This window comes from Methanobrevibacter ruminantium (genome assembly GCF_016294135.1).
Lineage (GTDB): Archaea > Methanobacteriota > Methanobacteria > Methanobacteriales > Methanobacteriaceae > Methanobrevibacter > Methanobrevibacter ruminantium_A.
Window position 1 is genome coordinate 36136 of sequence record NZ_JAEDCO010000004.1, and the last position, 15177, is coordinate 51312.

Genomic DNA, 15177 nt, shown 5'->3' on the forward strand with positions numbered 1-15177 from the left:
TATTTCTAATTAGATAAATACATAATGTTTAAATCTAATAAATTATATATAATATATTAATATAGATTTATTAGAGTGATTTATGAATTTTTTCTAATTTTAATCACTTTTAGATTATATTTTGATAAAATTTTTATCATAATCAAATTGAGTAGGGATAAGATGAAAGTGGTAGTTTGTCAGAACTGTGGTGAAAAATATCAGCTTGATGACGAAGATGATATTAACACATTTGAATGTTCTGTTTGTTCTGGAAATCTGGAGGAATTGGATAGTTTCTCAAACGATGAAGAGAAAGTTTCCTCTGGTTATGATTCGCAGAATCCTTCTGATTTAGTACTTGTTTACTGTACAAATTGCGGATTGAAATATCAATTAAGTGAAAATGACAATATAAACGAATTTGAATGCAATAGCTGTGGAGGATCATTAGATTATGTTTCCAATATGGACTCTGCATCAACCGAAACCACTGACTCAACTAATTTTACACAAAACCCACTCACAGAAACCCCACTCGATGATGATGAAATCGATGAGATTATTCCTATTCATATGGGAGCTAATTTTGTAGATGATTCTCTCTATTCTGATTCTGATGTTGATGAGATTATTCCTATTCACGTTGAGTTAAACGCTCAAGATGAAGGATTCAGTGATGAAGAGTATTATTATGAAACTGAAGAGATTTTGCCTGATACATTAGAATCCTATGAAGAGGAAGAAATGGTTTCATATGGTTCAATTTATGACTCTACACTTGGAGATGTTAATGAGATTATTCCTATTCATGCAGAAAAGAGGCATATGGAAACTTCAAGAGACATAGCTTCTGGATTTGCTTATAGGGATGATTATGCAGATGAAGAGATTGAAAGTCAAGAAACCAGGCTTGTTGAAGTAACTGACATTCCTGAAGATGAAATGCCTGAATCTCCAGTGTCTTTAGCTAGACAGGAATTGTCTGAAGAAGATCAAAAGCTATTTTCAAGAGTTCAAAATGAAATGGTCTTTGACAGTCCTGAAGAGTATGAAGCGTTCAAGCTTGCTCGTTATAAGTATTACACTGCATTATCTGATATTCTTAAAGATGAATATATCAGGAGCATGGATAAGGAATTCTACAAGGGAAGTTCTGTCAAACGCTTAATCAAAAAAGGTGAAGAAAGCGTTAAACGTGGAAACATAACTGCAAGCCAAGAGGATGCATTGGTCACTCCTGAAACAGTTGAGCTAATGAAAGCTCAAAACAGGGCATACGAACCTAAGAAAACTAATGCTGATTTATACATGTTGATTGGAGCATTCATTTTAGTTGTTTCAGCTGCTTATTATTACTTTATAAGCCAAATTTGGTATGTATTGATTGCAATTGCAATAGGTGTTCTAATTCTCAGTTACGGTATTTATAAGAGATATGCTTTCAATAATTATATTGCTCGTGGAAGAATCATCCGTGAAAGATTGCTTGCTCTTCCAAATGATTTCTATGTATTCTATGCAGTCCAACCTCCACAATCAAGAGATATCATTAACCATGTAGTTGTTGGACCTACTGGAGTATATACCATTTTATCCAAAAGATATGACTCTAAAGACTACAAGAACAAGGTAAAATCTGACAATGAAACTGACACTATGGTAAATGATTCAGCTTCTATCCAAAATTACATGGATAAGAAGAATACCTTAGAGCTTCAAACTGATTACAAGGATAATCAAACCAGATTTGAGTTCGGAAATGAGGAGATTCATTTTGTAAACAATAGCCAAATCAAACGTAAAGCTTTAGAGTTAAATGAAGATTTAGCTATTTTCTTGGATAATAAAGGATTTAGTGGAATTTACATTGAACCTTTAATCGGTTTTGTAAATGATGACTTGGCTATTTTAAATGTAATTCTTACCAACGAAGACCTGTTTATAGATGAATTGTTCAATAGAATGATTCGTGGTCAAAAAAGAATTGATGAATTAACTGTTGCTAAAATAGCAAGATTATTATCCTATTATTCTGCAGATTGTTCTGTAGTATAATACTTAATTTTTACTTTTTTTATTTATTTTCACATTTTTATAAAACTGTTAACGATAATTTATAAATTATAAATTATTAATATTAATTATCAATTACCAAATATTAATTTAAAATATTAATCATTGTTTTTAAGATTTAGGCTGTGATGAAATATGATTTCTAAAGTTTTAAATGTTTTTAAGGCAATTAAAAGGAAATATTACGCCTTTAGGGTGAAAAGGGTATCTGCATCATGTGGAAATGACTTAACTGTCAATGCTTATTCCTACATCACTCCTAAAACAAGTCTTGGAAACAATGTGAATTTCAATGGCATGAAGATTCAAGGAACTGCCAATGTGATTATTGGAGATAATTTTCACAGCGGTATAGAATGCATGATCATTACAGATAGCCACAATTACGAAGGTGAAGCTATTCCTTATGATGAAACTGTCATTTCTAAGGATGTAGTTATTGAAGACAATGTATGGTTAGGAAATCGTGTAATTGTTCTTCCTGGGGTAACAATTGGTGAAGGTGCCATCATTCAAGCAGGAAGTGTTGTCGTTAATGATATTCCTAAATGTGCAATTGCTGGAGGTCATCCTGCAAAAGTCTTTTCTTCAAGAGACAAAGTTCATTATGAAAAGTTAAAAAAAGAAGGAAAGTTTCATTAAATAAATTTATTTTTCAATGTGCAGTTTCACATATGCACAAATACTATTTTTCACAAAAAAATTTCATTTAATTTAATTAATTTTAGCTTCAATTTAATGAATCAAATCTTTAAAGATTGCAATTTCTTTCATTGTAACTGCCTTTAAAATGAAGATGATTGCAAAGTATATGATTACACCTGCAACAATGGATATCAAGACATTAATAATTCCAATTGGATGCATTATATATACTGCAATTCCCATAATTGAGGCTGCGATGACTATTTTTAAAAGCTCTTTTATGTTGAATGGCAATCTCATGGTTTTCTTGCTTGCAATGGCTGTTACAGCAAATGCCAATATGTAGCAGATAAGTGTTGCAATAGCAGCTCCTAAGATGTTTAGGTAAGGAACAAGCAATAAGTTCAAGACTATATTTGATATAGCCACAACAATCCATAGCTTTCCAAGGATCATTGTATTCTTTTCCAAGATTAGAATGTTATTTGTAATTCCATACATTCCCATGAATATTGCACCAAGGCAAACGAAAGGAGTTACCATATAACCTCCAAGTGCAATTTCCGGAGTTGTGATTATGTATAATAATGGTTTTGAAAGCACACTCATTCCAACTGCTGCAGGAATGGTCAAGAGGAGATAGTATTTCATTGAATAGCTGAGATACTTGTCCACTTCGCTCATATCTCCCTTTTCATAGTGTTCAGGCAATACTGCCGGCAAGAGAACTGCAAATGGTGAAAGGAACATCAATAGTATGCTTCCCAATGCATATCCCGGTGAGTAGCATCCTACTGCAACTGATCCGATAAGAATTCCAATGACATACTTGTCGCTTGAATCAACAACCCAGCTGGAGACATTGCTTGGAATGGTTGGGAGAGCAAATGCAAGCTGTTCCTTTAGGTTAGACCATTTTCCAATTCCAATTCCAAGATATTTTACAATTAGAAATGCCATCATGATGAATACTGCCACATAACCTGTCAAAAGACCAAGAACTACAGTTTCAATATTGTATCCTGCATAAGTGAGATAAATGCTTACAAACACACCAATGTAACTTTGAAGAACAAGGAATAATGAGTATCTTTTCATTTGCTGGAATGTTCTAAAGAAGCTTATTAGCATAAGGTTCATGCATGCAAAGAATGAGATTGCAGTTGTAATGTACAAGACTTGCATGCTTCCGTTGAATAATGCATTGGCAATTGCGTTTCCAAAGATTAGGAACAATGAACATATTATCAATGTTGAGATGAATGTTAGGCTAATCATTGGATAGAATGAATCCTTGATCTTTTCCTTATCCTTTTCAGCAGACAGGAACCTTACCATTGTGTATGGAAGACCAAGATTTGCAATGTTTGGAACAAGTGCGATTGTAGTGTTTACCTGTGCCCACATACCATATTCTGCGGTGGTGAATGACTTTGTAATGATTGGAATAAAGATTAGGCTACTGAGAGAGATTAGGATGTTTGTGAGTCCCACCAAACCTATTCTTTGTATAAATCGCACATATTCGCTCATTTAATCACTTAAAATCTTTTTAAAAATAGTTTCATCAAAGTTCTTGAAGAAATAATCCTTATCATATTCTTGAATTGATATGTTTTCATTGTTTATGTAATTAATTAGTTCTTCACTGCTATTAACCTTTTTTACAATATCCTTATCGATTAGATCATCTAAATATTCCACTCCTGGAACATCTATTATGAAAGTTTTGCAATTGAATGCAAGCCCTTCATATATTGCAGTTGAAAAAGCCCCTATTTGGTAGTGGCTTTCAGCAAATAGTTCATATAATGGAGGTTCGCTTTTATTAATTACAGTAAAGTTATCGAATTCGTTAACTGCTTTTGTCAAATAATCGTAATTTTCCTTCCAAGTTCCATATTCTCCAGGATGTAGTTTATAGATAAAATTATAGTTTTGAGCATTATCTTCATTATTTTCATTATTTTTATTCATGTTTAAAGCTGTTTCATATGCTAATTCAGATAAGTATTTTCCAATGACTCCTTGAGAAATAAATAATATTTGCTTTTTCTCAGTTTTTTGATCATTGCCCTCTTTAGAATTTTTATCTTCAGCTATTTTCATATATGTTTTTGAGTTTTCCTCAAAGTATGGGAATCCCATTGGGATGATGTTTTCACTATCTATTGGGAATGGACAAGCATTTTTCCAGTAGTTTCCAAAACTAAGTATCTTGTCTGGGAAGTATTCAATTTCCTTGAGTTCACCATTGAATTTCATTGTATTTTCAGGGTAGCTGTATCCTAAATGATATGGGCTAATGGTTCCATGCTGCAATTCGATTATCCCTATATTCATTTTCTTGCATGCTGCAAGCAATGCCTTATTTTCATAAGCCACTACAAGAAATACGACTTTAGGCTTTTTCCTTTGAAGAAGTTCAATATACTTTTTATAGTCATATTGGAAATTTAGAATATGGTCTTCCATGATTCTAAACAAGTCAATTTCAATTTCAAAAGCAGTTTCAAGCTCTTCTTTCACACTATTGATATATTGCATTTCTGATTCTGTAAAATGCAATTTGCCCCTATTTCTTGTTTTATGAATGAATGAACCTAAAAGAATCCTGTCATTGAATTTGACATTATTTTCCTTAATGTTTTCATTGCTTCTAAAATGCTGATTAAGGTAAGGGGATTCAATGGTTTCAAAACTTTTACCATATTGATTAAGAGTGTCTTTTAAAAAATAGCTATAAATGTCTTGATATTCATCTTCAAATATGACTTTTCTGGGATGGTCAAATATCAAAGCATCCACATTTTCATTTCCGCTTAAAGGGTTTGATAAAATGCTGTTTTTGACAAAAGGCAAGAATGAGTTTATCTTATCGAATAATGAAAGACTGGACTGCTGAGCAGATTCGAAAACATTAGTCTTTCTTGTTATTTCGTAATATAAATACATTCTAATCAATTGCCAAGGATAGCAACCTTGAATCTCCTTATGATTCAATTCATATTTCTCTTCAAGATTCCAAATCTTTTGGCAAATCTCTTTCACTGTAAAAATCATAAAAATTCCTTGATGATTATAATTTATTCTAAATATTCATATTTAATCAATTCATCTTCCGCAATGTCAATTTTTGCCTTCTTGCCGATGACATTTTCTATTTCACTTGGGGAAATGCCAGTTCCAGGCCTTTTGTATGTTAGCATATCCTCTGAAATTTCGGTTCCCTCTTTAATATCCTCTTTTGCAATGATGGAACGTCTTGCCTGTTTTCTTGATTCACTTTCACAAGGGAGGGGAACCTTATCATATTGTCCATTGATTGTTTTGATAAGCTCTATGTTTTCATTGAACTTTCTGATGTCATCTGGATCCATTCCATGATAATGGTCATTTCCCTGCAAGGTTTTATCTAATGTATAATGCTTTTCAAGGATTGTTGCACCATAAAGGTAAGCGGTTGTTAAAATAAGCATATTTTCATCAGGTTTTGTATGATCTGAATAACCGATTTCATAGTTAGGGTACAAATCCTTAAGGTTTTTAATCATCAATAGGTTTGCATCGCTGTTGTCTGTAGGGTAGGAAAGAACACAGTGCATAATTCCTATTCCTGCTTCTCCATTTGCATATTTCGCATTGGCATTTTCTATTGTATCTATTGCCAATTTGATTTCATCAAGATTTGAAGCCCCAGTTGAAATGATAATGTCCTTTCCCTTTTCAGCTATTTTCCTAATGAATGGAATGTTTGTAAGGTCTGATGAGGATATCTTATAGACATCCATGAATTCATCCAAATAATCGATGGAATCGAAGTCAAAAGGTGTTGATAAGAACATGATTCCAATCTCATTGCAGTAATCAGCTATTTCTCGGTATTCCTCCTCTCCAAATGAATCAAATTTCTTAAACAATTCATATTGTGAGGTTGTAGGCTCCTCATTTGTATTCCAATATGCTGGAGAGTTCTTGGAGGCTATTGTATTTGCTTTATATGATTGGAACTTGACTGCATTGCAGCCAGCATCCTTTGCCTCTTTCACCATCAATTTAGCTGCATCCATATTGCTTATATTTTCCTTTTTTGCAATATCATAGTAATTCACTCCAATTTCAGCTATTAAAAATGGTTCTTCATTAAATATGCTCATATTTTCACCTTATTTATTCATTTCTTCTTTCCATTCTTTGTATGATTGTTTGATTAGATTTTTAATGTTGTCAAACCCATGCTTCAAATCAACTTCACTCATTCTCTTATTCATTTCCTGTCTTAATTGGTAGTCATCTATTGTGCTTTCGAATGTTTCCTTTATCTCTTCTTTAGAGACATCACTGCCTAAACCTAAATTAATGAATCCATGTTCCACATTACCAAAGATATGTGTTAATTCCCTTTCATTTTGGCAAAGGCAGATGCAAGGAACGCCAAGTGAAGCTATTTCATACATGGTTCTTCCTGCTGAAGTGAATATCAAGTCAGCATCGTGCATATGTTCGCTCATGTTTTTAATGTTTTCAAAGATTTCTATTCTTTCATTATCCTTGTATTTGTCTTGTATTTCCTTCTTGTTTCCATAACCAAGTCCTAAAATGATTTCAATTTTGTTTTTATAATCGCTTTCCAAAATCGCTTCAAGAACCTTTTCAGTTAAGTTATTCGGATCTGTTCCTCCAAATGTGAGAAGGACCTTTTCCACATCTTCTTTGATTTCCTTAAATGATTGATAGTAAAACTCATCTTTTAGAATGTAATATTTATGCCCTGAGTAAAGGTTTTTAAGAGGTATTTTATGCTCATATAACGCATCGAAGACCATATGTGCATATTTCACTCCACCACCGACATCTTCAAAATTGACTATGAAGAATCCTTTGTCCCTAAGGGATTTTGTATACTTTGAGTTTGTATTAAGGATGTCGTTGATTACAATATCCGGATCATATTCAACTATCTTTTCAATCAATTCATCTTTTGCTTCTTCGTCTGCCTCTTTTCCTTTGCCTTTATCACTATTGTGAGTAATGTAAGGATAATTGTTATTGTTGACGATTTCAATTCCTAATGGCTGTGCTTCATCAAGCAAAAACACAACTTCATGATTGACTAATTTTGAAGCTATTGATAAAGCCCTGTAAATATGCCCGGTTCCGATTTCATGGGAAGCATCTGCTTTAATTAATATTTTCTTTTTCTTCAGGATTCTCTCAGCAACCCACCAGTCTTCATAATTGTCAATGTCAATGCTTTCTTGCTTGGATATTTCAACAAGGCCAATATTATCTCCAAGACGGCTGTTTTCCTTTACAAATTCTCTTTTTGTTGCAAATATGCTTCCTGTCTCTTTATATGCTTTTGGAAGGTATTGCCTATTCACCCTTTCCTTGTATAATGGGAAATACCTCTTGTTTTCCTCATCGTATCCCCAACTCAAGTGCCTATCATCAACAACACTGATTATTGTATCATAGAACTCATTGTTTTCATTTGGATTTAATAATGTTTCAATAGCTAAATCTAAGGTTTTTGTTTTAAGAAGTGGGGAAGTAGGTTGCACTGTTATGACAACATCATATTTTTCGTTTGCTTTTTTCTCTTTTTGAATTGTAGCATCATAGATTACAGGGTCAAGTGGAATTGAGTCTTCTGCAAGTTTTCCATCTCTTTTAACTGTTTCTGCACCGAATTTCTCAGCAATGAACTTTATTTCATTGTCATCTGTTGTAACAAGAACATCATCAACATATTCTGATGCCTTTCCCATTTCTATTGTATGTGCTATAAGTGGTTTTCCTCCAAGCAATCTTATGTTCTTACGTGGAATTCCTTTGGAACCGCCTCTAGCAGGAATTACAACTAAAATCTTATTATCTTTATACATCTTAAAACCTTTAGCTATTTGATTTTTAATCCATTATTTTCATTAATTATTTTGAAAATTTAGAAATTTCTTTTAAATTTTGTTTGAATTTTAAAAAATATTATTAATTAAGACAAACTAATAATAGTATATTATTAATTAATATTAAATTTTATTAATTATAAATAGTTTATAAAAAAATGACTTATATAAGCAATTTAAAATAAATCTAAAACAAATCTAAAACAAATTTAAGATTTAACTGATAATTAATTATAAAAAATTCTAAAAAAATTTTAAAAAATTTAAGGTGTTATAATGGCAAGTATGAAAGAGATGGCTAATACTTTAATTAAAAGAATAAATGATTTAGCTTCTCCTGTTAAAATTATGCATGTTTGTGGTTCTCATGAACATACCATTATGGAACACGGTATAAGATCTTTGCTTCCTCCTGAAGTGGAGATTGTAGCAGGACCCGGATGTCCTGTATGTGTTGTTCCTTCAAGAGAAATTGATGAATGTTTACAGTTGATAGAAAAAGGGGTTACTGTAACCACTTTTGGAGACATGTTGAGAGTTCCAGGTTCCAATGGTTCTCTTGCTGAGGCAAAAGCTGAAGGTGCAGATGTAAGGGTTGTTTATGGTATTCCAAATGCTGTGGAAATTGCAGAAAAAATAGATAATGATGTAGTATTCATGTCTGCAGGTTTTGAAACAACTGCTCCTGCAACTGCGTCTGAATTATTGAAAAAGCCTCCTGAAAACTTTTCTATCGTATCCTGTCATAGATTGATTCCACCAGCTATTGACTTCTTGATCAATTCAGGTGAAACCAATTTAAACGCTTTGATTGAACCTGGACATGTATGTACAATCTTAGGAACTGAACCATTTGAAAAGTTCTCAACTGAATATGGCATTCCTCAAGCAGTGGCAGGTTTTAATCCATTGGATATCCTAATGTCTGTTTACATGATCTTAAGACAAATCGACAATGGAACTCCAAGAATCGACAATGAATATAAGCGTGCTGTAAGAACTGAAGGAAATGTCATTGGAAAGGAAATGATGGATGAGGTTTTCCATGTGGAAAGCAGAGAATGGAGAGGTTTCCCAAAAATTCCTAACTCAGTTCTTGAAGTTAATGATGAGTTTGCTGAGTGGGATGCAAGAAAGAAATATGACATTGAAGTGAAAGATGTTACCGAAGCTCCTAAAGGCTGTATTTGCGGACCTATCTTAAGAGGTATGGCAAAACCAACTGACTGCAAATTGTTTAGAAAGGCATGTAATCCAATGCACCCGATTGGTGCATGTATGGTAAGTAAGGAAGGAACCTGTAACATTGCTCACAGATATAGCAGATAAGTTTTCCAAATGATTAAATTTTATAATTTTTCAATTTTAGCTCAATTTAAGGATTTGAAAATATGGTAAAAATAGAAGCGATAGCTGTAGATGTTGATGGAACAATTACAGATGGAAAAAGAAGAGTTTGTCATAGTGCATTGGATGCTCTTCGTAAAGCTGAAGATGCAGGAATTCCAGTTATCATTGCTACTGGAAACATTTCACACTTTACCTATGCAGTGGCTACACTTGTTGGAACTACTGGAGGAATGGTTTGTGAAAATGGGGGAGTTATTTATAAAGATGGATATAATGACAACAGGGTAATTGTTTTAGGAGACATTTCCAAAGCTCAAAAGGCTTATGACTTTTTACTTGATAAATTTGGTGATGATATTCCATTTAAGATTGTAGAGGATTCCGATGCAAGAGTGTCTGAAATTTGTTTCTATAAGAATATGGATTCAGAGCCACTTAAAGAGCTACTCCAAGACTTTGATGTGATAGTTTATGATAGTGGTTTTGCACTTCACTTAACAGACCCTAAAGTTAATAAGGGTACTGGACTCTCCGAATTGGCTAAGCTCTTGGATTATAATATTGAAAACATTATGTGCATTGGAGATAGTGAAAATGACATTGACTTTTTACATGTTGCAGGATTTAAGGTCGCAGTGGCTAATGCATGTGATGAGCTAAAGGAGATGGCTGATTATGTTTGTGAGAATAAGTATGGTGATGGAGTGGCAGAAGCTATTGATAAATTTGTTTTTAACGAGAAATAATTAAAATTAGGTTAAATTTCTAAATTTTTAAGTTTTTATTTTAATTTATATCATTTATTGCGTGATAATATGTTATATGAATTGGCTGAAGAGGCAAAAAGGGAAATTTCAAAGTATTCAGACAATTATGAAATCTATTTGGAAAATACTGAATTGCTTCAATTGGATTCCCAAAAGACTGATTTGAATTTTGCAAAAGAGGAAATTAGTTTAGGCATTGGTATAAGAGTTATTAAAGACGGTTCTGTAGGTTTTGCTTTCACATCAAATATGGGTGAAATTGCAAAGACTTGCGAAAATGCTTATTTGAACTCTAAACTTAATTCAAAGGATGAAAACTTTTCTTTTTCTCAAGTGGAAAAATTGCCTAAAATCAATGGCACTTTTGATAAGAAGTTCCAGGAAATTGATTTGGATGAACTTACAAGTTCCTTCAAGTCTGTTTTAAACTGCATTGAAGATAATGGCTGTCAAACCACTTCCGGCGGATTTTCAGCAGCAGAAGGTGAGGTCTTGATTGTAAATTCCAATGGTGTTGAAGCTTATGACAAGTCAACCGGCTTTGCATTAGGCGTTTCAATTAATGCCATTAAAGATGGCGATTTGGCAACTGCTTATGACTCAGTTTCCTCATGTCTTTATGATTTGGATGGAATCAAATTAGCTGAAGACTTATGCGATTTGGCAAAGTCCTCATTAGATGGGGAACATATTGAAACTTCAGATAAGGATGTCATATTAGATTATCATGCAGTAACTGGCCTTCTATCTACATTCATGAGTGGTTTCAGTGCAGATAATGTTCAAAGGGGAAGGTCAAGACTTGCTGGTAAAATCGGTGAGAAAATAGTAACTGAAGGTCTTTCCATTTATGATGACGGCACAGTAGATGGCGGTTTGAACTCTGGAGTTAGTGATGATGAGGGAACCGCTTCAAGAAGAACTGCTTTAGTTGAAGAAGGTGTCCTTAAAGGATATTTATATGATATTTACACTGCAAATAAGGATGGAGTTAAAAGTACTTCCAACGGATTTAGAGGTTCATATGCAGGAACTCCTTCTGTAAGCGGTTCAAATATTATTTTTGACTTTAAAGATCATGTAATGGAAGATGAAATAAATGATGCATTCCTAGTCACTGATGTTTTAGGTGCACATACCGCAAATCCTATCACTGGTGATTTTTCAGTGGAAGCAAGCAATTCCTTTTTAATTGATAAAGGAGTCAAAAAACCTATTAAAAAAGCCATGATTTCTGGTAATATCTATGACTTGTTAGGTGATGCTGTAGCTGTAGGTGAAGAGACAAAGCAACGAGGATCTTTCATTATTCCTAAATTGCTTTTACATGATGTAAGAGTTGTGGGTAATTAATCCCACCGAAAAATTAGTTTTTTTATTTTTTTTATTTATTTTTTTAATTAATTTAATCAATTTATTTTTTTAATTTATAATTTTATAATTTTTTTAGTTAATTTTTTATAAATTTTTAAATCTTGCATTGATTTTCTTATCCAATTCCTTCATTTTTCTATCGATTCTTTTAGTGTCTGTTTTATATGCTTTTGACACTTTTTTATTGATTTCCTTTTCCTTTTGCTTTAGGTTCTTATTGAATTTAGAGGTTTTAGTGTCAAATGCATCTTGGATAAAGTTTTCAAGCTCATCTTGAGATGAGAAGTCTGCAAAGTTTTTTTCTATTATTTTATCTACTTTTTCATTAAGTTTTTCCTCTTCCTTTCTAGTCATTTTTTTAGTTTTCTCTTTAGCCATTTTATCATTCCTTCAGTAGATTTAATAGAATTTGAATTTTTAAATTTTTAAGATTAGGGGTTATGGGATAATTTATCCCATCTTGATAACTGGCAATTGAATTTCAGTTACCAAGTCATCTTCATTATCCACTTCGTATTTGTTTTTTATGTAAATTTCTTTAGGGGAGCCGATAATGTCGTATTTGTTTTCAATGGAGTATTCTGCCATAATGTTATAGCTTTCTTGAATATTATCTAAACTTCCATTGTGGATTCCAGACAATACCTTGTGTTCAATTAGGGTTACGATTCTTATTTCTTCGGTTTCATCAGGGTCTAATTTGGGATTGATTGGAATTCCTACATCGTATACAACTTCATTTTCCTTAGCGGTTCTTGGATTATTGTAGAAAATTGCAAATAAGTCTCCAGCAGTTTCGATTTCTTCAACTTCAATCCAACCGGTTAGTTTAGAAACCAAAACATCCATATCTTTTAGAGCTCCTTTATAATTCATAATAGCTACTTTTTGATCTTCCATAGTTTTTTCTTTAATTTCCATGTTTACACCTGATAATTATAATGTTATATCTTTTTTATAATTTATAATCTAATTGTAATTTATAATTGAATTATAATTTTTATTTTTAAATTTATTTTTTTAATTTAATTTTAATTAGTTAAAGAGAATTACTTCAACTTCCTCTCCTTCTTCAAGCAATTCTGTCTGTTTAGAGACTTTTGTATATCCTGCTGCACTTGCAAGTGAGAATATTGCTCCAGAGTCTTTAAATATAGGAATCACATCATTGCCTTCAACTCTAACCAATTGATATTGCATCCTTCCAATTGGGGAATGGATTCTTTTTTTCAAAGTTCCTTTAATTGTTCTTTGCTCTTCCTCATCTTTGTATCCTGCTAACTTCTTGATTGCTGGTGCAACGAATACATTGAAGATTACAATTGCAGAAACAGGATTTCCAGGAAGCCCAATGACTATCTTTCCATCAGCCACTCCTAAAATGGTTGGCTTTCCAGGCTGTACAGTAATTCCATGAATATGAACTTCTCCAAGTTCGTCAAGGATATGTCTTATATTGTCTCCAACTCCTGCAGAGGTTCCGCCAGAGCAGAGCAAGATGTCACATTCCTTCAATGAGTCTTGAATTTTTGTCTTCAAATCATCATAAACGTCTTTAACGATACCTAAGCATTCTCCTTCTCCTCCACAGTTGTCCACCCCTGCTTTAATCATTTCACTGTTAACGTCATAGATTTTTCCAGGTTTCAATTCTTCCTGATTGGTCAATAATTCATTTCCAGTAGATATGATTCCAACTTTAGGCTTTTTATACACTTCAACAGTGTCTATTCCTTGAGCAGCTATCACTCCTATTTTCGGAGGATTGAGCAAAATGTTTTCTTCAAGAATTGTCTGTCCTTTCTTAACATCAGAACCCTTTTGCCCAATGTCTTGGGAAGGAGTCACACTTGTCAATATTTCAATCTCATCTTCCTCAAGCTCGTCATTGTCTTCTGGCCTATTGGAGAATTCCACCATTACAACAGCATCTGCACCATCTGGAATTGGTGCACCAGTGCTTATCTCCACACATTTTCCAATTTCTACAGTTTTATCAGTGAATGATCCTGCCTCTAAAAAGTCAATGACTTTAAGCTTTTTAGGATTTTCTTCATTAACACCATAGCTGTCTTCAGATTTTATTGCAAAACCATCTTTAAGTGATCTGTTAAATGGTGGAAAATCGATTTTACTTTCGATTCTGCTGAATGTGATTCTATTATTGCTTTCTGCTATATCAATGATTTCAGATTGTGGAGTATAGTATTCATTAAACTTTTCATTAATGATTTCTTTTGCTTCATCTACTTCTTTTATCTTTAAAAATTCTACACCCATTGTATTACCTTTAAAATTTTAAAAATTAATTTATTTTGAAAATATTTTGAAAATTATTATAAATAATATTTTTTAATAATATGTTATATTTAATAGTATATTAATTGATATATTTTATATTATGTTTTTTGTTTAAATTTATAAAAATTTCATCTAAAAAAATCAAAACCTTTATAAATTATCTTGTTAGTATTTATATTAAGAAATATATAATATATAATAATAAATTATTAGTGGTATTTTTTAAACAATATTTTTATATAATTTCACAGTTTATTAGAAATTGTTTAATCAAATATTATTTATTATATATGATTTATTTAACTGATTTATGAAAATGATGTGTTATTAAATATTTGGAGAATGAGCAGGAGGAGAATTTTTGAATAAACCACAAAATAACGATCAACAAGAATACAGAAGAGTACGTACTCCTAGAAAAGGAGAAATTCCGGGAGTAGTAGAACAAATTATGGGTCATGGAAAAATTAAAGTAAGATGTGCTGATGGTAATATCAGAATGACACGTATTCCAGGTAAAATGAAAAAGAGAATTTGGATACGTGAAGGTGATGTCGTTCTTGTAAAACCATGGGATTTCCAATCAGACCAAAAAGCTGATGTAATTTGGAGATACACAAGAACTGAATCAAACTGGCTTGAAAGAAAAGGCTATTTGACTATGTAAATAAGTAAATCTGCTGATTTACTTTTTTATCTTTCTTTTTTTACCCAAATTTTACTTTATTTTTTAAATATTCTATTCTAAACTACTTCTAAATTTTTATCTAATTTTC

At 32.3% G+C, this 15177-nt stretch carries 13 protein-coding genes; 6 read left to right on the forward strand and 7 right to left on the reverse strand.

Features of this window, described 5'->3' with window-relative positions:
- Nucleotides 1–162 precede the first annotated feature (162 nt).
- Nucleotides 163–2037 carry a hypothetical protein gene (locus VW161_RS02115; RefSeq protein ID WP_304086974.1) on the forward strand — a complete coding sequence of 625 codons (1875 nt, stop codon included), beginning with the start codon at nt 163–165 and terminating at the stop codon, nt 2035–2037.
- A gap of 153 nt (nt 2038–2190) precedes the next feature.
- Nucleotides 2191–2697, forward strand: a complete 507-nt coding sequence (locus VW161_RS02120) for an acyltransferase (RefSeq protein ID WP_304086972.1) — start codon at nt 2191–2193, stop codon at nt 2695–2697.
- A 93-nt stretch (nt 2698–2790) separates the two neighbouring features.
- On the opposite strand, the gene VW161_RS02125 is transcribed toward VW161_RS02120, so the two are convergent.
- Genes VW161_RS02125 through pseG form a run of 4 tightly spaced genes read right to left on the reverse strand, consistent with a single transcriptional unit; the run spans nt 2791 to nt 8588 of the window.
- Nucleotides 2791–4233, reverse strand: a complete 1443-nt coding sequence (locus VW161_RS02125) for an oligosaccharide flippase family protein (protein WP_304086969.1) — start codon at nt 4231–4233, stop codon at nt 2791–2793.
- A complete protein-coding gene (locus VW161_RS02130; RefSeq protein ID WP_325192676.1) occupies nt 4234–5763 on the reverse strand; it encodes a sialyltransferase in 1530 nt (509 codons plus the stop codon).
- Between the two features lie 23 nt (nt 5764–5786).
- Complete coding sequence (locus VW161_RS02135; RefSeq protein ID WP_325192677.1) at nt 5787–6857, reverse strand: N-acetylneuraminate synthase family protein; 1071 nt, start codon at nt 6855–6857, stop codon at nt 5787–5789.
- A gap of 9 nt (nt 6858–6866) precedes the next feature.
- Complete coding sequence (pseG, locus tag VW161_RS02140) at nt 6867–8588, reverse strand: UDP-2,4-diacetamido-2,4,6-trideoxy-beta-L-altropyranose hydrolase (protein ID WP_304135304.1); 1722 nt, start codon at nt 8586–8588, stop codon at nt 6867–6869.
- A 306-nt stretch (nt 8589–8894) separates the two neighbouring features.
- Here pseG and hypD point away from each other — a divergent pair, with 306 nt between their 5' ends.
- The 3 genes from hypD to VW161_RS02155 all read left to right on the forward strand — a co-directional run bounded on the left by hypD (nt 8895) and on the right by VW161_RS02155 (nt 12079).
- On the forward strand, nt 8895–9938 hold the full coding sequence (hypD, locus tag VW161_RS02145) for a hydrogenase formation protein HypD (RefSeq protein ID WP_304135795.1): 1044 nt from the start codon (nt 8895–8897) through the stop codon (nt 9936–9938).
- 62 nt (nt 9939–10000) lie between these two features.
- The gene (locus VW161_RS02150; protein WP_325192678.1) at nt 10001–10705 is read left to right on the forward strand and encodes a phosphoglycolate phosphatase; all 705 of its coding nucleotides are present in this window, start codon (nt 10001–10003) and stop codon (nt 10703–10705) included.
- 69 nt (nt 10706–10774) lie between these two features.
- Nucleotides 10775–12079: a TldD/PmbA family protein gene (locus VW161_RS02155; RefSeq protein ID WP_325192679.1), complete on the forward strand. Its 1305-nt coding sequence runs from the start codon at nt 10775–10777 to the stop codon at nt 12077–12079.
- Between the two features lie 105 nt (nt 12080–12184).
- Here the strand turns inward: VW161_RS02155 and VW161_RS02160 are convergent, their stop codons facing one another.
- From VW161_RS02160 to VW161_RS02170, 3 genes are all read right to left on the reverse strand, one after another.
- Nucleotides 12185–12478: a hypothetical protein gene (locus VW161_RS02160; RefSeq protein WP_304086951.1), complete on the reverse strand. Its 294-nt coding sequence runs from the start codon at nt 12476–12478 to the stop codon at nt 12185–12187.
- A 72-nt stretch (nt 12479–12550) separates the two neighbouring features.
- A complete protein-coding gene (locus VW161_RS02165; RefSeq protein ID WP_304086948.1) occupies nt 12551–13021 on the reverse strand; it encodes a GyrI-like domain-containing protein in 471 nt (156 codons plus the stop codon).
- A 114-nt stretch (nt 13022–13135) separates the two neighbouring features.
- Nucleotides 13136–14380, reverse strand: coding sequence for a molybdenum cofactor synthesis domain-containing protein (locus VW161_RS02170; protein WP_304086945.1), 1245 nt, complete (start codon nt 14378–14380; stop codon nt 13136–13138).
- A 382-nt stretch (nt 14381–14762) separates the two neighbouring features.
- Between VW161_RS02170 and eif1A the strand changes: the two genes are divergently transcribed.
- On the forward strand, nt 14763–15068 hold the full coding sequence (gene eif1A / locus VW161_RS02175) for a translation initiation factor eIF-1A (protein ID WP_304086942.1): 306 nt from the start codon (nt 14763–14765) through the stop codon (nt 15066–15068).
- The last annotated feature ends 109 nt before the right edge of the window (nt 15069–15177 follow it).

What these genes read in the sequence shown, in the direction of transcription:
- VW161_RS02165 (WP_304086948.1), bottom strand. Translation starts at nt 13,021, where the DNA reads ATGGAAATTAAAGAAAAAACTATGGAAGATCAAAAAGTAGCTATTATG.
- VW161_RS02125 (WP_304086969.1), bottom strand. Translation starts at nt 4,233, where the DNA reads ATGAGCGAATATGTGCGATTTATACAAAGAATAGGTTTGGTGGGACTC.
- VW161_RS02170 (WP_304086945.1), bottom strand. Translation starts at nt 14,380, where the DNA reads ATGGGTGTAGAATTTTTAAAGATAAAAGAAGTAGATGAAGCAAAAGAA.
- pseG (WP_304135304.1), bottom strand. Translation starts at nt 8,588, where the DNA reads ATGTATAAAGATAATAAGATTTTAGTTGTAATTCCTGCTAGAGGCGGT.
- VW161_RS02155 (WP_325192679.1), top strand. Translation starts at nt 10,775, where the DNA reads ATGTTATATGAATTGGCTGAAGAGGCAAAAAGGGAAATTTCAAAGTAT.
- VW161_RS02130 (WP_325192676.1), bottom strand. Translation starts at nt 5,763, where the DNA reads ATGATTTTTACAGTGAAAGAGATTTGCCAAAAGATTTGGAATCTTGAA.
- VW161_RS02120 (WP_304086972.1), top strand. Translation starts at nt 2,191, where the DNA reads ATGATTTCTAAAGTTTTAAATGTTTTTAAGGCAATTAAAAGGAAATAT.
- VW161_RS02115 (WP_304086974.1), top strand. Translation starts at nt 163, where the DNA reads ATGAAAGTGGTAGTTTGTCAGAACTGTGGTGAAAAATATCAGCTTGAT.
- hypD (WP_304135795.1), top strand. Translation starts at nt 8,895, where the DNA reads ATGAAAGAGATGGCTAATACTTTAATTAAAAGAATAAATGATTTAGCT.
- VW161_RS02150 (WP_325192678.1), top strand. Translation starts at nt 10,001, where the DNA reads ATGGTAAAAATAGAAGCGATAGCTGTAGATGTTGATGGAACAATTACA.
- VW161_RS02160 (WP_304086951.1), bottom strand. Translation starts at nt 12,478, where the DNA reads ATGGCTAAAGAGAAAACTAAAAAAATGACTAGAAAGGAAGAGGAAAAA.
- VW161_RS02135 (WP_325192677.1), bottom strand. Translation starts at nt 6,857, where the DNA reads ATGAGCATATTTAATGAAGAACCATTTTTAATAGCTGAAATTGGAGTG.